This window comes from Candidatus Sungiibacteriota bacterium (assembly GCA_016432465.1).
GTDB lineage: Bacteria > Patescibacteriota > Minisyncoccia > Sungbacterales > HO2-52-23.
Window position 1 is genome coordinate 824,522 of the sequence record CP066690.1, and the last position, 18,631, is coordinate 843,152.

Sequence of the window (18,631 nt, forward strand, 5' to 3'; positions counted from 1 at the left end):
GATGGCAAATAAATCTGTTTCTGTGTACAACTCTGGATTTTTCTTGGGATAATTGATATGGTAACAGTAATGAGGTTTACGCCTAAAAAAATTACACTATTGATTGCGGGAGCAGTGTTTACTGCCGGACTTGCAGTGGGCTTTGTTATTCCTGTTTTTGCGGCTGATGATTACAACAGCTCAAGGTCAAATACCTCAATATCAGTAGTAAACATACCAATAGCAAACAAACACGTTGGAGATATTCTTTTGCGCTACGGCGCGGGCGGCGCGGAGATCAACGAGGTGACGGACGCTCTTGCTCGAGGTATTAGCACAGCTGACCTCAAGGCAATGCTGGTTAAGTTTGGTGTAAGCGATACGGGCATTGAGGCGGTCTTTACAAAACTTGATGAGCTTGGGGCTGGAGCTGATTCTCCCGAAAAAGAATTTACAACAGGAGGGGCGGTTTCTGCTCCTGCCGCGGGGAAAACACCGCAACCAGCAGCAGTAAATCGAGAAGTTAAGCGAATGAGTGGCAAAGTTTCTGCTCCTAATACACAAGACGATCCAAGACGAGGCAAGGGAAGCGTCAATTTTATAAATAAACCAGACAGAGGCGCATTTCACGATACGCAGCAGGAAATTCTTGCAGAGTTTGATAGGTACGAAGAAGGCAAAAGCGTAAGAGAAAAAACAGATAAAATAGAAAAACTCCGAGCCAACCGCGAAGCATTTCAAACAGAAATAATATCTGTGAATTTAACTATTCGCGAAAACGCAAAAGCGCTTCGCGATAATTTCCGAGAAAATGTAAAAACAACAATAGGCCACGTGGACCACGGAAAGACGGCGCGCATTGCCGTTGCCCACGGCAAAGGACTGCGCATGCTCAATCGTTACCGTTCAGCCATGGTCCGGTTTGACCATATTTTAAGCCGGCTGGAATCGCGTATTGAAAAAATGAGAATTGAATTTGAAGCTGAAGAGCGAGCAAAAACCGGCTCTGTAAATAATACATTTCCGCCACGCAACATGGCTATTCTTATTGAGAAAGCCAAAAATATGAGCGTTGAAAACGAGGCAAAGATGGAAGAACTTAAGGCAAAATATGAATCCCTGCTTTTGGGCGAAAATGCAAAGGGAGTCTTAGCCAAATTGACCATCGTTCCTGAAAAAGGGGAGGAAGCCCGCGCGCTCGCCGCAGAACTGAAAACAGACATAGAAAACCTCCGCGCCATAATTATTGAGATATATACGCAAGGAGCCGGCTACCGCGGCGGCGTCGATTTCAACAGTTCCAGATCAAATACCAGTATATAATCATGGCTATTTACCCCGTTAGAAGTTCTTGGCAGAAAAATTTTTATAAAAATTTTTCTGCGCTGAATTAACGGGGATATAGTAAAAACAAAGTATGTCAGAAACAAATTATAATAATCGCATGGAGCAGACTTATAACGGGGCAAGAAAAAACACACTTATCATTGCAATTATTATTCTCGCTGTTGTCGCGGGAGGAGTATTATTTTTCTTGAATCGGGGCCCTTCGTATCAAAAAGAGTCGCTTACGATTGAGCAGGGTTTGACGCCTATTGAACTTTCTCCAGAAGAACAGCAGGCGCTTCAAGCCGAAGGACTCGCCATTCCTTCTGGAGAAGACACAGCCGCAAAAAATTTGCAAACCGTGCGAACTTCCGACGAACTTGACGCTATTGGATCCGATCTCAACGAAACCAATCTATCAGGACTTGATGCCGAATCAGAAGCAATAGAAAGCGACCTCTCTGGGCTATAAACCTTGATAGGAGTAAAACAGAGGGCCGAGGGGCGCAACGGGGATTTATTCTTTCCCGCTCGCCACGTTAGAGATCCGCATTGTAAATGCGGCAGATACCATTGGCATCTCATCTCTAACGGGGCGAGCTGTTCCCGCAAAAAACTCCCGTGCTGGGAGTTTTTTGTTTCCAAACAATAGTGGGTTGAGGCGTGGGGGTAAAATGTTGTAAGATATAAAAAATATGCAATTTTTAATTAAAGTCCTAATCTCGGCGTTGATAATTGCTCTGGTGTCTGAGGCGGCACGACGGTTTACTTTGGTCGCCGCTCTTATTGCCTCGTTGCCTCTTACATCAATTTTGGCTATCATGTGGCTTTATCGTGATACAAATGATGCACAAAAGATTATAGATTTATCATCAAATATCTTTTGGGCAGTATTACCCTCGTTGCTATTCTTTATTGTCCTACCAACACTTTTAAAAATGGGGTTTAAGTTTGGTTCGGCTATGGTTATATCATCAATAGTCATGTTCTTTGGGTATACCATCTATGCCGTTTTACTCAATAAGCTTGGAATAAAGATATAGAAATAGCGGTGGGGGTAAGTTTATAAGTTCGCATATTCCCTCAAATCTGGGATGTAAATATATTCATTTTGTCTCTTAAAAATGGTTCTAACATTGTTCACGGTGCGGAGCATCTCCGAAAGGCCAGATAAAACTGGCTTCATGGTTAGTAATAAAAAAGATGCCCAAGATACGGGCATCAGCTTTTGATTCGCTCTCTGTCTTTGCGGAATGCGTCAAATGCGCCTATGGCAATATCAAGAAGATCTTCGCGAAGGCACAGTTCATCGCAGAGCATCATGGTGCGGTAGCCTATGTCGTACAACCACGTTAGATCGCAGAAGTCTGCACAGGAGGGAATATCCCTATTGATAAGTGATAGAAGCGTCGTCTCTACCAGTCTCGCTGGATCCTGTTTGTTTAAGTCAAGGGCACGAACCAGTTTAATTGCTTCAGAGATTTTGCGGTTTCTAATATCGTTGACTACCGAAAGAAGAATTCTTGAGCCAACACACGCTTCGGGGTCTTTTCCAACAATCAGTCTTAGGGCGTCCACTATCATGTGTGGCCACTCCAATTCTATAAAAAGATCGCCGCGGGCAGCCACCAGAATAAGGTTGTCTGATTTTCGGAATCCTCGCGCCACGAAATTAAGACCGCGCCGGTTTTCTATTTTGAGCATTACGACTGTATCTCTGCCAATCAATTCTTGAAACTCGTCAATATCTCTTTGGTCTTCCACGTAGGACAGGAAGTAGTTCTTAAATCCTGCCCTTTGAACTTTTTCCAGTTTGCTTTTCTCTTCATCGGTAAACAGTGGGCCGCTGGTTTTTAAGGATGGGTCTAGGATGTGAATAGACTCTCCGGGGTAAACCATGTACGCAGGTCCACCGCGAAAAACAAGACGCCGGCCGTCCTCCTCAAGTTTTTCCAACATGGCGCTATCGGCGCCGGCCTTGAATAAAACCATCACCGGCGTTTTTACAGAAATTGGGTGATTGAGTCTCAAGTCTAAGTGGGTGGTGTTTTCCTTGTCTACCCACGCAACACGCAATTGTCTGCCCTTGGCGTCAAAGTACAGAGGCACTGCGGGCTTAAGGTCGTGCAGGGCTGTAAGTTCTTTTTCCAGTTCCGGATTATTTATCATGGCGCTATTCAGTCGTATTCCTGCAATTCTTTTGTCATCCATAAATTTAGTGAAATGCGGGAAGCTTGACCACAGTGTTACCATAAGCTTGAGGGGTTTAAATAAAAGAGCCTCTGGAGACTTGACTCGCGAGAGGCTCGGGAAAAATCTACGCAGTCCTGTGACCATCTCTGACTCCTTAGTTTTTTCTGATCGTTACAGATCGTCCTTCGCCCAAAGACTTCTTTGACTGTTCGCCGCTCGGCAAAGCATGTATGGTGTGCAAAGACGTCATTACAGTTTTGACCTGCTCCGGTGTTTGACGACCACTAAGCTCTTTCCGGAAATAACCTATTTTCCCGGCTTCTCGGGCCATGATGCCGAAAATTACGTCAACCACGCGGCCGGGGTCAGCCAGAAGTGCAATGTGGTCTTCACCGACCAAAGCAGCCCAATTTTCATGAACTCTCTTGGTAGTGCCGGTTAGCGGACCATCAGAAAGCACCTCGCGGCCATAGGGCTTTTGAATAAAGTAGACCGAGAATTTCTGTTTCAATTCGTCAAAGATCTGACTGGTTCTTACCTTCTGGGGAAGCTTTACACGAGCGATCAATTCTGCTTCTTCCGGATCAACGAAGTCATAGGGCGATTCGTCGCCAATGACGATCAGAAGCGGCCTCACGGCATTGGGCATAACAACGTTTCGTGCACAATAGAGAGCCGCAAGTTCATAGCTCTCCTGGGTTGTGCCGCCGCCTTCACCCTCAATCACCAGTTCCTTAAGTCTTTGAGCGTGGTCTGTTCCTTTGGCAAAGGGTCGCATCTGGAGCGGATACTTCTCGTTGTTGCGGGCATCGCCTATAGCACCCCAGCTAATTTCTACGTCTGTCCCCATGTATTCTGTCTTTGCCTCGTGTTCCAGATATGGCATTTTTGAGAACATGGTTGCTGGCCACTCACCCATTGAGCCTGACTGATCCGTAACAATAGCCATTGGGTTTTCGCTTTCAGTAGAGATACTTGCTGGAACCAAATCTTTAACGGTAGTCCCGCGGCTGAGGGCCTTATCCATGCTAGTTGCGGCAAAGTCTCGGTAATTCCTGCGTGCGCTCGCAAAGTCGTGACCAGCCCAGACGCCCGGACTATAATCGCCAGCCTCTGACATACTGCCTCCTGTTGTTTTGGGATTTTCGGAGTGGTACCCATCCTGTCCACTCCGACCCACCAGTGATTGTACAGCTAAGTCACCTATTCTGTCAATGGCTTGACAAAAATGACACTTCTGGGTAGCATATAAGCAGCTCCCCAATTTTTATTATAGGTGGTTTGATGGCTCACGCTAGGTCCATTGAAGAACTTTACGAAGTGCTGGAAGTTAGTCTAAAGGCTTCTCCGGAGGTTTTGCATGCAGCCTTCAGGGCTCTTATGGCTAAACATCATCCAGATCCGCCCAACAGAACGGAAGCAGATGAGGAGCGTGCTAAAGAAGTCAGCGAGGCGTATGCCGTTCTTTCCGATCCCAGGGCCCGAGCGAGGTATGAACATAGGTTTAGAGACTTGACCGGCAAGATTGTTGGAGAATACCGCATACTGGCAAAAATTGCCGAGGGCGGATTTGGATGCACTTACAAGGCCGAGCACATGACTATTGGCGAACCGGTGTGTATTAAGCACTGTCATAATCTGGATCCTTTTGATGAAGCAATTCTGATTGAGGAAGCTAAGGCCATGTGGGATCTTAGACATTATTCAGTTCCGGCAGTTCGTGGTTTGTTAAGAATGCCGGACGGAAAGCTGGCTTTAGTGATGAGTTATATTCCCGGTCCAACGCTGACTCAACTCGTTGAGAAGTTATCAGAAAACAGCAGGAGATTGGATCCGGAACATGTAGCTTGGGTCACGGAGAGGGTTTTAAATGCTTTGCGTTACATCCACTATCAAGGTATAGTGCACGGTGATTTAAAACCGCACAATATCATTGTTGAGCCGGACAAACATTTAGCCTCTGTTGTTGACTTTGGGCTGTCCAAGATTAAACCTAAAGCCAAGTCCGGAAGTAAGGGTTACACTGAGTTTTTTTCGGCCCCCGAAGTTATAGCCGGCGGAACGATATTGCCGGAGGCTGACATGTATAGTTTGGGCATGACAATGATTTATGCCTTATCCGGCGATCCGGACTGTTTGTTACGAAAAGAGGTACCAACCAATACACCCCTGCCCATGCAGAAGTTCATCAAGAAATTGATTGTCCGTGATCCTTTGTCTAGACCAAAATGGCCGAGTAGCCCGAATGAGATGGATCTTTGGGACGAGTTTTTGGAGATTCGCAGAGAATCTTTTGGCAGGAGTCGTTCTAGTCTGAAACCAATTCCGGGATTTAACTAATCTGTTTTGGGGTTTCCCCGCACGGAATAAACCGTGCGGTGTTTTTATCTGGCCTTTTGGAGATGCTCCAAAAGGCCAGATAAAACTGGCTTCATTTGTTTCCAAACAATAGTGAGTTGAGGCGTAGTGAAAACAGGATTATCCACAATTTGAATTTTGTATAATTAAAAACGCCCTTCTCTTGGCGAGTTGGGCGAGGATGTAACTCGTAGCGTTGTGGACCGATATACGTCGGGAGCAGGGCCGCCAGCGCGGTGACCTTCCGATTTCATCGGGCAACTGCTACGGGGCTAAAACTCTCTGCGTTGTTGACTGGGTCAGCCGCTGGCACTGCCCAGGCAACGCAGAGGGATTATAACAACCTAAGCATAGCATAATCAGTCATGACCTGTCAACCACAAGTAACCCCTCATAAAAAGCATCGGTGTCTGTTACGGAGGCGTGTCAAGCGCAATAAATCCCCCCACCTTCCCAGCGTGGTATTGGACCCCGTGGGAAGGATTTCTACAGCGCCCATTCATCCCCGCAGTCCAGCCTTCGTCCCGCTTCTAGCGGGACTACAGTCGCACGCCGCCATAGCTTTGGCGACGGCGCGCGGAGTAGGCCAAGCTACGAGGTATTCTGGGAAGGTGGGGGGATAAAAGCGTTATGGGGTTGGGTGCTTCTTTAGAAATTTAACCCTGCCCAGCGAAAAGAGGCCGTAGCTTGCCAGCAAAAATATAAAGGTATTGACCGGATAGCGGTGCCGGCCGTAGTCGCTGAAGCCCGCAACAATGGAGGTGGTTGCGTAATATATAATAAGTAGAGCAAGGAGGAGAGCAATCACTCTCCCAGCGCCCCCCCTTTTAACTGCCAAAAAAGCGCCGAGAGCCCCCAAGATGGTCAGAAATATCCAGAAAATTCTACCCGCTAATGGTATTAAAAAAAGTACTCCGAGTCTTTGCCAGACGAGCTTGGCAAGCGCCCCGGGCCCTTCTTTGATAAGCGTCACGGATGGGGAAAAGTCCATGGCAAAGCGCGGAATTACCCTGTATTGCCGTAAATAAGTGGCATATAAATCTTGGGTAAAGAAAGAATTTATGCTTATCGCAAAAACAGCCAGCGTTTCTTTGGGATTTTCAAGCATAATTTTAATTCCTTCACGCGCCAACAAAGATCCGTAAGCCGGATTTTCTTTTAAATCCTTAATAGTAAGGCCTTCCCGTAAAGCCAGGGTTTTATAAAGTTTTTCCTGCACTTCGCCATAAGGCTGGTCTGTTTTATAGTTCATTACCGAGGTGCCAAGAGACGAATAAATGTTGCGAACTCCGGTGGTGGACACGCTTATTGTGCCAAAGCGAATGTAGTTGCGGAGCAGCCAAGGCGAGAGGGTGAGGAGAAAGAAGACGGTAAACACTAACAGGATTAAGGCCCTCTGTTTAGCCGCCAGCACGATTCTTTCTTCGGGGGCGGGATCCGACCGCACTCTTTTTAGGGATCCTTTAAGAAGAAGAATGAAAAGAAAAACGGCGGCCGGTATAAAAAGAAATTGAGCGTGAGGGCGAGTAAGAGTAGAAAGGCCAAGAAGTAAACCGGAAAAGAGAGCCGAACGGACTGAAAAATCTCCCAGCAGTTTTATAAAGAAAAAAACAGCCAGAAGCAAAAAGAAAACAGCAACCACGTCGCTCATTACGGTAATACTCCATAAAACCCCCAAGGGCTCAAACGCCGTGAGTCCGGCGGCCACTCCGGAGACGAAAGGGCGTACAGATAAACGCTCGCCAATTCGGAAGACCACCAACGGCATTAACGAAGCAAGAATAATTTGTAAAATCAAAACCGGAAGTATGGAACTGGCTATAAGTTTTGATCCGGCAATTAAAAGCGGATAAAGAGGCGGGAAAAAGGCGGTCGGTAAAAAAGGCGGTTCGGGTTCCCGGGAGAATCCGTGTCCTGCCAGAAGATTATTGGCAGTTCGCAAAAATATTCTGGAGTCAGTAAGTTCCAGCCCCGTTTCTCCAAAATTGAGAAGCAGCGCAGAAAGGAGCAGCAAGCGAACAACCAAAGCAAGAAGGATAATTATAATAAGTTTTTTTGGAATCACAGCGATTCTTTTTTTGCGACAACGATAAAAGTTGGTGATAAGTAATGCGTCAAAAGCGGATGTGAAAGGGTAAACTTTAGAAGTGCGTAAGGGAAGAACCCAAAAATTTTGGCGTGAGGGAAAAGTTGCATGACATCTTTAAGACTAAAAAACTTTTTGTGGTCAGGATTTTGCAGATCCTTAGGAGTATAGCCGAAAATTTTAAAAAAGGTATAAAGCCAAAAATAGGAATTAGGCGTAGTAAGCAGCAGTAGGCCGCCTGGCCCCAAAACCCGTTTGATCTCCCGGATCAGATGATTGGGCGTATATAAATGTTCCAGCACGTCACTTGACCAAACAAGGTCAAATGACAGATCAGGGAAGGGGAGTCCTTTTTCCAGATCCACAATTCTAGTTTTGGAGTACTGCATTTCATGATCAACCGAAGTTACGTTATAGCCAAGACCGGTCAACTTCTGTGACCAAAAGCCGTCTCCGCAACCCATGTCCAGCGCTGTTTTTCCGGTAACAGCAAATTTCTTAGCAAATCGGAAACAAACCTTTTTGCTTTTAGCCCAGTGCCGCGCGTGTCCGGTGCCAAGGTCAATCAAGGGTAAATTTTTAAGAAATTGTAAAAAGCCCATTTTAATGATTTTACTAATGAAACTAGCAGTAGACCTGTTAGGTTATATATACAGTGTATACTAGGGAAAATTTATGGTCTCGACAAGTAAGGCACCAGAAAAATGGGCCGCCAAAGTTCCGCAGCTTGATTTGGGGCGCTACGCCAGATTAGTAAGTGAGAAATGGCTGCGGTGTCTGAAAAACATTACCGACTCCGGGAAAGTTCTTAACGGACCGCATAAAAAAGCATTTGAGGAGGAGTGGGCGGCGTATCTCGGAGTAAAACACGTATTGGGGGTTGCTTCGGGTACCGATGCCCTTGTTCTTTCTTTGGAAGCGTTGGGTGTTGGTCGGGGGGATGAAGTAATTATTCATGCTAACGCCTTTATTGCGGACGTAGAGGCCATCATTGCTTTAGGGGCACAGCCGGTATTGGTTGATATGTCTTCTGAAGATTTGGGGCCGGACTATGAGGCGTTACCCAATGTTGTTTCCGAAAGGACCAAAACCATAATTGCTGTTCATATGCTTGGTTTGCCATGCAATGTCGGAAAGTTAATAAGATTTTCCGAAAAGTACAACATTCCCCTGATTGAAGATGCTTCCCATGCTCACGGGGCCGCGGTTCAAGAATTGCACGGAGTTGAAGGGACGGGCGGCAGAGGAAAAAAAGTCGGAAGTTTCGGCAAAATTAATGCCTTTAGCTGCGGTCCTGTAAAAAATCTTGCCGCTTTGGGTGATGCTGGTTGTATTGCTACTGACGATACCGCTCTTTATGAAAAAGTAAAACTCTTAGCGGACCACGGACAGGCGAAAAAATATGAGCATGTGGTTTACGGATGGAATAGCCGGCTGGATGAGGTGCAGGCAGCTTGGTTAAGACTGGGGCTTACCACTCTTGATGAACGAAATCTCCGGCGGGCCGCAATTTACTTGCGCTACGTTAAGGCCTTACGCGACCTTGAACCAATGATAGATCGCAAAGAAGGTCCTCCCAGCGATAAGTTTCCTGTTTTTCACCGCGCCGTATTTTTTAGCAAAAGACGGGATGAACTGCAGGGGTTCCTGCGCGCGCGCGGAGTTGAGACCGGAATTTACTATCCCCATGCTTTGCATGAGCAGGAAGCGTGGAAGAGAGCAGGGCTTCCCGCGGGATCTTTTCCTGTCGCCGAGAGATATGCGCGTCAAAACATTGCCCTACCGCTTTTCCCCGAGATGACCGAGGAGGAAATAGAGTATGTCATAAGTTCCGTACGCGAGTTTTTCAGACGGTAGAAATTTTTAACTTTTGCCCGAGGAGGTTTTGATTCCCGGGCTTTTCTTATGCCGCCAGAAATTTCCATTGTTGCTCCGATGCATAATGAAGAGGGTAATGCCCGGCCGCTTTACAATGCAATTAAGCAGACTATGGATAATCTTGGCCGCAGTTACGAGATAATTTTTGTTAATGATTTTTCCCGAGACAACACATTAAATATTTTTAAAGAGATAAAGTCTCGTGATCCCAACTTTCATTACTGCGATCTTGAAGAAAATGCAGGAGAAAATTGGGCCATGCTGGCCGGTGTTTCCCGGGCGCAGGGAAAGATGGTAGTTACGATTGACGGCGATTTTCAAAATGATCCGCGCTACATACCTCTACTTTTAGATAAATTGAGTCAGGGCTACCGCGTAGTGAGCGGTTGGCGCAGAAATAGAATAGGAGGATTTTTTAGCAGAATCGCGCCTTCCGTAGCGGCCAACTTTCTTATTTCACTTATTTCCGGGGTGAGGGTGCATGACTGCGGCTGTGGTCTTAAGGTCTATCGTAGGGAGGTTCTGGCGGGAAAGTTTGTGCCCAAGGGCTTTATGAATCGTTTTTCACCCGTTGTTTTCGGAGTAAAAAATCAGGAGTTTGCGGAGGTTGAAATTGAGGATCGGGTCAGGATCTATGGCCGGTCGCATTACGGCGCCAAGAGGATCTTGATAGTCTTTAACGATCTTTTTGCCCTTCTTTTTATACTCCGCGGCTTCCGCAAGATGCGTCCTGTGGTTCTGACTCTGGCGTTGATATTTCCTGTTTTGGGACTTTTGGCCGCAACTTTGCTGCCTCCGCGTTCGTTACAATTTATAGTTCTTGTAGGCGCGGTCTTGCTCATGGAGACGGTTTTGGTAAGTATCTACTGGAATCTGGGCCGTTTTCTTGAAGCCGAAGTCCGCCCTCGTTTTAAAATTAAGGAGTTTGTATAATGTCCGATCCACGGCATAAAATACGGCTGGGTCTGGTGGGACTTGGGTATTGGGGGCCAAAACTTCTGCAGAAATTTTCCCGAATTGAGGCAGCGGAAGTAGTGCGGTTTTGCGAGAAGTCAGAAGATCTGCTGCGCGATTTTGCGGAGCGCTACCCCCTGCGCTACCCGCCCACCGTCTCTTTTGAGGAGTTAATTTCTAACGAATCATACCCGCTCGATGCCGTTATTGTTGTAACCCCGCCGGAAACCCATGCTGCGCTTGTAGCACAGGCAATGCTACGGGGCTTGGACGTATTTGTGGAAAAGCCGCTGGCCACTAATTTGCAGGACGCGTTGTATCTCGCCAAGTTGGCACGGGAAAAGAACCGGGTACTTATGGTTGATCATACTTTTTGTTACGACCACGCCCTTCTTTATGTAAGAAATTTATTGTCAGATCGGAAGTTTGGTACTGCCGACTTTCAAGGAAGCGCGTTTGAATGGCTGGGCGCGCGGAAAAAGCCTCAAGGCCCCAGTATTCTTTGGGACTCCGGACCTCACGCCGTTGCCGCCATGTTATTTTTACTGAAGAAAACACCAGAGCGGATTAGCATGCGTGTCGTAGAAAATCTCTCCGAAAACATACCAGCAACGATGACCGGATATGCAGAGTTTACCGACGGGCATAAGGCAGAAATTCGTCTTGCTTGGCAAGACGGTGTATTGGATGGCAAGATCGTAGAAAAAGCAGCTCGGGTTGCCATTTTTGGGGATAGAAGAAAGGTTTTGTACGAAGGCACTTTTGGAAAGCGGGAGGTGCTGCTGCATCATGATTGGGACGGAGCAATACTCGCACCCGGACTCACCTATGAGGATGAACCACTGCAGACCGTATGTGAAGAGTTTATTCGCGCCGTGGCTGAGGGCGGCTCCGCTTTTACGGACGGAGACTTTGGTGCCAAGGTCGTGGCCATTCTTGAGGCGGCAGAACGTTCCTGTATGCGGGAAGGAGAACCGATACCAATAGTTTTGCCCCAACTTTCTTAAGCTACCGCCAGAAAAATTTTGGCGGTATTCTTTAAATGATTCCTTTGTTGCGTAACAACTATATCCGATTTTTTATTTCCGCCGCTGTTGCAGCGGGCGTCTTTTATTTTTTATGGAAAGTGGTTTTACGTGAAGATTTATCGCTCCTTTCTTTTAATTTTGCTGTACGTTGGGGAATGGCGGCGCTGGTTCTAAACTTTGTACCGCTTCTGGTAAAAAGTATACGATTTCATTATTTTTTACGCGGTCAAGTTCCCAAGGGGACAATTTTAGGCACGGCCGCGATCCATAGTTTTTGGAACTATCTGCTTCCCTTCCGGGTAGGTGAACTTTCCTACGTTTATCTCATAAAAAAAACCGGTAGAGTCAGTACCGCAGAAACCATAACTTCTCTGGTGGCCGGACGCATTTTTGATGTTTTTGTGGTCATGCTTTTATTAAGTATCGCATCTTTTTTACTGTTCACGCCGAACGTAGTAGGATCTTTAGCTATCCAGTTTTTGTGGGGAGGAGTTTTGGTTGGTCTGGTGGGAGCCCTGATTTTGGGTAAACAGGCGGATAAGCTGACGGCTTTTTTGGGGCGTAGATCCTTAAGGTTTCAGGAGAAAGGATTAAAAGTTTTTGCTAAAATTTTTACCAACTTCCGGGGGATAGTTACGGCCTTGGGAAGGCTCAATACTACCTCAAGCCTTGCCGTCTTTTTTATCCTTTCTATTTTTGTTTGGGTTAGCGACTTTATTTTTGTTTGGACGGCTTTGCGCGCTGCCGGGCTTGTACTGTCTCCCGCGTCAGCGATTTTTATTGCGGCTTTTCCGGTGATTGCCGGTCTTCTGCCCCTGCAAACACCCGTGGGAATTGGTACTTTTGAAGGAACAATGCTCGCGGGGTTTGCGCTACTGGGCATTACCGGCCCCCAAGCAGTTTCCGCCAGCATTATTCTGCACGCCGAGTTGGTTTTTTTCTCTTTTATTTATGCATTGCTGGGTTACTGGTTTTATGTGCGTCCGATACTGGCAAAAAAAATAAGCGATTCTCCTGAAAGCCACACCGAGTTTTATCAGGCCCTCCAGAGTCCGGCTGGTGATTTTAGAAACCGCAATTTAGCAGAGCTTCTTGTTTCTTATGCCAAAGGAAGTTCTTTGCTTGACGTCGGGTGCGGCTATGGACTTTTGTTGTTGTTGGCCAAGCAGCGTGGTTATCAGGCCGTAGGAATTGAGCCTGATCCGAAAATACGGTTAGTAGGGGAAGAGGCGTTTGGTCGGTTAGAAATTTACCCGTCTGCTATTCGTGATTTTAATCCGCCCAAACTTTTTGATACGGTAACAATGATTGACGTTTTGGAGTGTTTGGAGCAGGACAAAGAAGCGCTGGCGCGCGTTGTTTCCTGGGTGAGTCCGGGGGGGCGTCTTGTCCTAGCCGTACCCGCGCACCCCTTGCTTTTCGGGACACGGGATAAGATGTTGAAATATTTCAGACGTTATAGCAAAAAAGACCTCGTGCCAGTTTTGCAAAACCTCGGTTTTAATAAAATTTATACACGCCACTGGAACGTACTGGGAGTGTTACCCTACGCCGTTCTTTATAAATTGTTATCTTTTCGCTCGCACTTTGAAGGTTGGCGCGGAGGCGGCGCCAACGGCGTAGTCAGGACTCGGCTCTCGTCACTTCTGAACTTCTGGTTCAGACACGTAGAAAATCGTCTTAATGCGGGATTGGGCCTGACGCTGATTGTGGTGGCAGAGAAGGAATAGACGTATTCCGGATTTATCCCCCCACCTTCCCAGAATACTCCGCTGGGAAGGTGAGGGGATTCATTGTCACAGAACTACCGTCGTGTTAATCTTTAAAAATGCAGCGAAACACTCTTGAGCGTACCGTAGTTTGGGTAGTCAAAATCGGGCTTTGGTTATTGCCGTTTTTGCCTCTTTATATTTCTTCAACCATGCTCTTCCCGTTTATTACCGGGAAGAATTTTGCTTTCAGGATTTTGGTTGAGGTCCTTTTTGCTTTTTGGGTTGGGCTGATGGTTGCCTGGCCTAAGTATCGTCCTCGGCTCACCCCGCTTTTAAAAGCGTCCACCATTTTTATTCTGATTGTTTTTTTAGCCGATCTTTTCAGCCCCAGCCCCTACCGAGCTTTCTTTTCTAACTACGAAAGGATGGAAGGGTTTATGATGGTTTTTCATCTCTGGCTTTATTTCCTGATGCTCTCCAACGTCTTTCGGACAAAGAAGGATTGGTTAGTTTTTTGGCACTCAACACTGGCCGCAAGCATTGTAGTCGGTTTTGTCGCGCTTATGCAAAAACTGGGATATCGCGTCTCTATCCAAGGGGGTTATCGCGTGGATTCCACCATTGGTAACCCGGCCTATCTTGCGGCGTATCTCTCCTTGAATGTCTGGATTATTTTTATGATGCTCCGGAGATTTTGGAGCAGGTGGTGGCTTCGTATTGTCTACACCGCGGCTTTGCTTTTTGAACTCATCATAATTTATTTCACCGCCACTCGCGGGGCGGCCGTTGCTTTTGCGCTAATAACGCCGTTGATGGCGCTGGCGGTAGTTATTTTCTGGCCGCGGCTTTTTCCTAATCGTATTTCTTGGCGTCCCTTGGCCGTTGCTGCTGTCCTGGTTTTCTTTGCTATTCCCGTTATATTCTGGCAGCTGCGTAACACCCACCTTATCCGTTCCAACCAAATTCTTAACCGCTTTGGTTCGATTTCCCTGCAGGATACAACTACGCAGGCCCGTTTTTCTATCTGGAAGATGTCACTTAGAGGAGTATTAGAGAGGCCGCTTTTTGGTTGGGGACAGGAAAATTATTATCTTGTGTTTCAGAAATATTTTGATCCCAAGCTTTATTCCAGCGAGCCCTGGTTTGATCGTTCGCACAATGTGGTGCTGGATTGGCTAGTACATACAGGCGTCTTTGGTTTTGTTGCATTTTTTTCAATGCTGGGCGCGGCTTTCTGGGGTGTGGGGAGAGCTATACGAAGAGGCAGGATTGATGCCGGAGAAGGGATATTTTTGGGGGCTGCCTTGGGGAGTTACTTTATCCAAAACCTATTTGTTTTTGACAACCTAAATACCTATCTTCTTCTTTTCGCATTTTTTGCCTACACCAACTCTTTATATGAAGGTGAGCCAGAAGGGCGCCCCTCTTCTATACCCAACCCAAATTATGGACTGGCTATGGGCGGGGCGGCTTTGCTGCTGGTGTTACTGCTTTTTTACCCGCTTCACTTCAAGCCCATTCGTCAGGCGCAGGCCCTCATTAGTGCCTTGAGGCTAAGTTACAGTAACGGCAATGCCGTTCAAATCAGGACCGCTTTTGAACAGGCGCTTTCCTATCAATCTTTTGGCACCACCGAGGTCAGGGAGCAGTTGGGAACTTTTGCGCGCGGAGTCCCCAATATCCAGCGTTTTACCGAGGATGAACAAAGAGGGTTTGTTAATTTTGCCGTGGAGGAACTTAAAAAAGAAATTTTAAAACCCAGCCGCGATGCTAAACACATGATTTTTATCGCCTCTATACTAAATCAGGCGGCCCGCCTTAACCCCGCTTACGTTGATGAGGCAGTAACGATTATGCGGGAGGCCATCCGTCTTGCGCCCGCCAAACAAATTTTTTACTTTGAACTGGCCCAAGCGTATATTCTGCGCAAGGAATATGATCAAGCAATTGAAGTATTGCGTCAGGCCGTTCAGCTGGAACCCAATTACGGGAAAGCAACCGGTAATCTCTTTGTTGTTGGTGCTCTGGCCGGACGTGCAGATATAATGAATGAGGCCTTCGGCAAGATTAATTTAAAAACTGCAGGAGAAGAAACGCTTAATACGGTTGGAAAAATTTATCGGAATTCCGGGGCGTATGAGCAGGCGAGGAAAGTTTATGAGCAGTTGGTAGAAATATCACCCGAAAAAGCTTCGTATCACGCAACACTGGCAGCTCTTTTGGGGGAGTTGGGAGAATATGAGTTGGCGAAAAAAGAAATTGGGCAGACCGTAGCGCTTGATCCCGCCGCCGGGGAAGAGGCCCGGGTGTTTCTCGAAATGTTGAAACAAAAAATGAGATAATTGGTAACCACCAGCGCCCCTAGCTCGTTTTATTATGTGATGGCACAGGAAAGACTTAAAATTGGGATTATAGGGGTGGGAATGGTGGGGACACCGCTTAAACGCTATTTTGAAGAACGACAGGGTTACCAGAGGGGCGAGACCATTTTTCTTTACGACATAGACCCCAAGAAGGGCTATTTTGATGACATCAACAGGGCTGATGTTATTTTTATTTCTGTTCCTACACCCCGTTCCCCGGATGGATCGGCCAATGTTTCGGCCGTTGCCTCTGCCTTGGAGATGATTCAGGGAAATAAAATCGCAGTGATTAAATCAACGGTGCCTCCCGGCACCACCGAGTTTTTTCAAAAAAAATATCCACAGCACAAAGTTTTATTTAACCCGGAATTTCTTACCGAGAAGCACGCTTGGGAAGATTTTATAAAACCGGATCGCCAGATTGTGGGTTTTACGGATCAGAGTCTTGATGCCGCGCATTTTGTGCTTTCGCTTCTCCCCAAGGCCCCTTTTATGTCGCCGTGGGGCCTTAATACTTACCGCCCCATCAAGATTACCGCCACCGAAGCGGAGATTATTAAATACGGCGGCAACATTCATTTTGCCCGCAAGGTCAATTTGGCTAACGTCCTGGCTTTGTTTACCGAAAAACTCGGAGCAAATTATGAAAATGTGCGGGTGGGGTTGGCTGCAGATTTTAGAATAGGGGATTCGCATCTTGACGTGATCCATGGCGGCTATAAGGGGTTCGGGGGTTTTTGTTTCCCAAAGGATCTAGATGCTTTTGTGGCGCATTTGGGATCTCATGGTCTTAAGGAAGCGGCGGAACTTTTGCGTAGTGATCGCGCCTTTAACGAAAAACTTTTGGCGGGGCAGGGGCTGACACTGGAAGATGTATCAGTGCACGACCATGAATGGATACATAACAAATTAAAAACGAAAAGTGAAAAAGGCAAAACGGAGTAGTAAGCCTAGAATACTTCTGACCGGGGGTTCGGGCTACATTGGATCAGAAATTAGAAAGCGCTTGGGTGAGCGTTTTCATTTTATCAATATGGATATTAAGTCAGGCCGCCGGGATGACGTACGAAATTTTAAACGTCTTCGGCGTGCCGTACGCAGTGTAGACGGTGTTTTGCACTTGGCGGCCGTTTCCCGCCCCAAATGGGGGTACCAGGATCCCTACCATTGTCTTATCACCAACGTGGTGGGCACCATTAATGTTTTGGAAGCAGTACGGTTGATAAACCCCCGTGCTTGGATCATTTTAGCTTCCAGTCGGGAGGTTTTTGGAAATTTGGCCAAATTTCCCGCAACCGAAAAAAGCCCGCGCAACCCTCTTAATGCTTATGCTGTCTCTAAAGTTTGCGGTGAAGACCTGCAGCGGCAATACGCAAAAAATTATGGACTGCGGTGCCTTACGCTGCGTTTTTGCGGAGTATATACCGGACGCAGAGATATTCTGGACCGCGTTATCCCGCACTTTATTTTGCAGGCGTTAAAGAGTCGTCCCCTTATTATTGAAGGCAGCGGCAGACAAAAGGGTGACTATGTTTATATAGATGATGCCGTAGAAGGAGTGAGACGCGCGATTCACCACGTTTCTTCCAAGCGGACCGGATTTTATGATCATATTACTCTAGCCGCCCAAAACCCGATTACTCTCACCGATCTTGCCCGGATGATCATAAAGCTCGCGGGCAGCAAAAGTTCTGTTATCCATGCTCCACCCAGAAGTTATGATCAGCAGGGATTTTGGGGCACGTTCAAAAAAGCATATCGTCTTCTGGGCTGGAGGCCGCGGGTTTCTCTCCCTGCGGGATTGCGCCGCTCTATTAAGGAACTACGAAAATTATGAGTACAATAAAAGTAATAGTAACCGGAGGGGCGGGCTTTATTGGTTCGCATCTGGTTGATGCTCTGATTGAGAAAGGATATGAAGTTTATGCTCTGGACACGTTTCTAGCGGGGAAACGTGAACACTTAAATCCGGCTGCGATATTGCACGAGGCCGATATTCGTGATTTTGATAATTTGGTAAAAATTTTTCAGGGCGCGCGCTATGTTTTTCATACTGCAGCTCTGCCTCGGGTACAGCCTTCAATTCAGGATCCGCGCACCACCCATGATATAAATGTAAACGGGACCTTAAATGTTTTGGTGGCAGCGCGGGATGCGGGGATAAAGAGGGTGATTTATTCTGCTTCTTCTTCCGCCTACGGCAATCAGGAAAAACTTCCGCTGCGGGAAGACATGGGGGCCTGTCCCTTAAGTCCTTACGGAATGCAAAAATATATAGGGGAGCTTTATTGTAGGCTTTTTTCGGAAATCTATGCTTTGGAGACTGTGGCTCTTCGTTATTTTAATGTTTATGGTCCTCGTGCTTCCACCCAAGGGGCTTATGCCTTAGTGATTGGAAGATTTTTGGAGCAAAGAAAACAGGGAGAGTCCCTGACTATAGTTCCAGATGGCATGCAGTCGCGAGATTTTACACATGTACGGGATGTGGTGCGTGCGAATATCTTGGCTGCCGAATCCCCAAAGGTCGGCAGGGGCGAAACCATTAACATTGGGGGAGGAAAAGATCGAACAGTACTTGAGATCGCAGACCTCATAGGGGGTCCGAGAGTTTTTATTGAGCCCCGGCTTGAGCCCAAACACACGTTAGCAGATATTACTAAAGCCCGGGAACTTCTGGGTTGGAGTCCGGAGGTAAACTTTGAAGATGGAATTCAGGAGCTGAAGAATTTATACGGCATTAGATAACTAAAATCC

16 protein-coding genes are annotated in these 18,631 nt (G+C 46.9%); 12 read left to right on the top strand and 4 right to left on the bottom strand.

Translation table 11 applies throughout. The features are described from left to right. The first annotated feature begins 69 nt into the window (after positions 1 to 69). From HYW89_04465 to HYW89_04475, 3 genes are all read left to right on the top strand, one after another. A complete protein-coding gene (locus HYW89_04465; GenBank protein ID QQG45219.1) occupies positions 70 to 1,302 on the top strand; it encodes a hypothetical protein in 1,233 nt (410 codons plus the stop codon). A gap of 94 nt (positions 1,303 to 1,396) precedes the next feature. Next, complete coding sequence (locus HYW89_04470) at positions 1,397 to 1,777, top strand: hypothetical protein (protein QQG45220.1); 381 nt, start codon at positions 1,397 to 1,399, stop codon at positions 1,775 to 1,777. 223 nt (positions 1,778 to 2,000) lie between these two features. After that, positions 2,001 to 2,348 (top strand): DUF3147 family protein, encoded by a 348-nt coding sequence (locus HYW89_04475; GenBank protein ID QQG45221.1) that lies wholly within the window; start codon positions 2,001 to 2,003, stop codon positions 2,346 to 2,348. A 178-nt stretch (positions 2,349 to 2,526) separates the two neighbouring features. Here HYW89_04475 and HYW89_04480 read toward each other — a convergent pair whose 3' ends face one another. Both HYW89_04480 and HYW89_04485 read right to left on the bottom strand, forming a co-directional pair. Beyond that, positions 2,527 to 3,642, bottom strand: coding sequence for a hypothetical protein (locus tag HYW89_04480; protein ID QQG45222.1), 1,116 nt, complete (start codon positions 3,640 to 3,642; stop codon positions 2,527 to 2,529). A 10-nt stretch (positions 3,643 to 3,652) separates the two neighbouring features. Beyond that, complete coding sequence (locus HYW89_04485) at positions 3,653 to 4,618, bottom strand: hypothetical protein (protein QQG45223.1); 966 nt, start codon at positions 4,616 to 4,618, stop codon at positions 3,653 to 3,655. A gap of 164 nt (positions 4,619 to 4,782) precedes the next feature. Between HYW89_04485 and HYW89_04490 the strand changes: the two genes are divergently transcribed. Further along, positions 4,783 to 5,838: a protein kinase gene (locus tag HYW89_04490; GenBank protein ID QQG45224.1), complete on the top strand. Its 1,056-nt coding sequence runs from the start codon at positions 4,783 to 4,785 to the stop codon at positions 5,836 to 5,838. A gap of 646 nt (positions 5,839 to 6,484) precedes the next feature. Here the strand turns inward: HYW89_04490 and HYW89_04495 are convergent. Then, the gene (locus HYW89_04495; protein ID QQG45225.1) at positions 6,485 to 7,921 is read right to left on the bottom strand and encodes a glycosyltransferase family 39 protein; all 1,437 of its coding nucleotides are present in this window, start codon (positions 7,919 to 7,921) and stop codon (positions 6,485 to 6,487) included. After that, entirely contained in the window at positions 7,918 to 8,544 is a 627-nt protein-coding gene (locus HYW89_04500; GenBank protein ID QQG45226.1) for a class I SAM-dependent methyltransferase, read from the bottom strand. Before HYW89_04500 ends, HYW89_04495 begins: the two co-directional genes overlap by 4 nt. A 73-nt stretch (positions 8,545 to 8,617) precedes the next feature. Between HYW89_04500 and HYW89_04505 the strand changes: the two genes are divergently transcribed. The 8 genes from HYW89_04505 (at position 8,618) to HYW89_04540 (ending at position 18,622) form a co-directional block, all read left to right on the top strand. Further along, a complete protein-coding gene (locus HYW89_04505; protein ID QQG45227.1) occupies positions 8,618 to 9,799 on the top strand; it encodes a DegT/DnrJ/EryC1/StrS family aminotransferase in 1,182 nt (393 codons plus the stop codon). Between the two features lie 48 nt (positions 9,800 to 9,847). After that, the gene (locus HYW89_04510) at positions 9,848 to 10,753 is read left to right on the top strand and encodes a glycosyltransferase family 2 protein (GenBank protein QQG45228.1); all 906 of its coding nucleotides are present in this window, start codon (positions 9,848 to 9,850) and stop codon (positions 10,751 to 10,753) included. After that, complete coding sequence (locus HYW89_04515; protein QQG45229.1) at positions 10,753 to 11,781, top strand: Gfo/Idh/MocA family oxidoreductase; 1,029 nt, start codon at positions 10,753 to 10,755, stop codon at positions 11,779 to 11,781. The genes HYW89_04510 and HYW89_04515 overlap by 1 nt, the downstream gene beginning before the upstream one ends. A 47-nt stretch (positions 11,782 to 11,828) precedes the next feature. Further along, positions 11,829 to 13,532, top strand: coding sequence for a flippase-like domain-containing protein (locus tag HYW89_04520; GenBank protein ID QQG45230.1), 1,704 nt, complete (start codon positions 11,829 to 11,831; stop codon positions 13,530 to 13,532). A gap of 98 nt (positions 13,533 to 13,630) precedes the next feature. Beyond that, positions 13,631 to 15,856: an O-antigen ligase family protein gene (locus HYW89_04525; protein QQG45231.1), complete on the top strand. Its 2,226-nt coding sequence runs from the start codon at positions 13,631 to 13,633 to the stop codon at positions 15,854 to 15,856. A 39-nt stretch (positions 15,857 to 15,895) separates the two neighbouring features. Further along, positions 15,896 to 16,822: a UDP-glucose/GDP-mannose dehydrogenase family protein gene (locus HYW89_04530; protein ID QQG45232.1), complete on the top strand. Its 927-nt coding sequence runs from the start codon at positions 15,896 to 15,898 to the stop codon at positions 16,820 to 16,822. Then, complete coding sequence (locus tag HYW89_04535; protein ID QQG45233.1) at positions 16,800 to 17,714, top strand: GDP-mannose 4,6-dehydratase; 915 nt, start codon at positions 16,800 to 16,802, stop codon at positions 17,712 to 17,714. Before HYW89_04530 ends, HYW89_04535 begins: the two co-directional genes overlap by 23 nt. After that, on the top strand, positions 17,711 to 18,622 hold the full coding sequence (locus HYW89_04540; protein QQG45234.1) for an NAD-dependent epimerase/dehydratase family protein: 912 nt from the start codon (positions 17,711 to 17,713) through the stop codon (positions 18,620 to 18,622). Before HYW89_04535 ends, HYW89_04540 begins: the two co-directional genes overlap by 4 nt. The last annotated feature ends 9 nt before the right edge of the window (positions 18,623 to 18,631 follow it).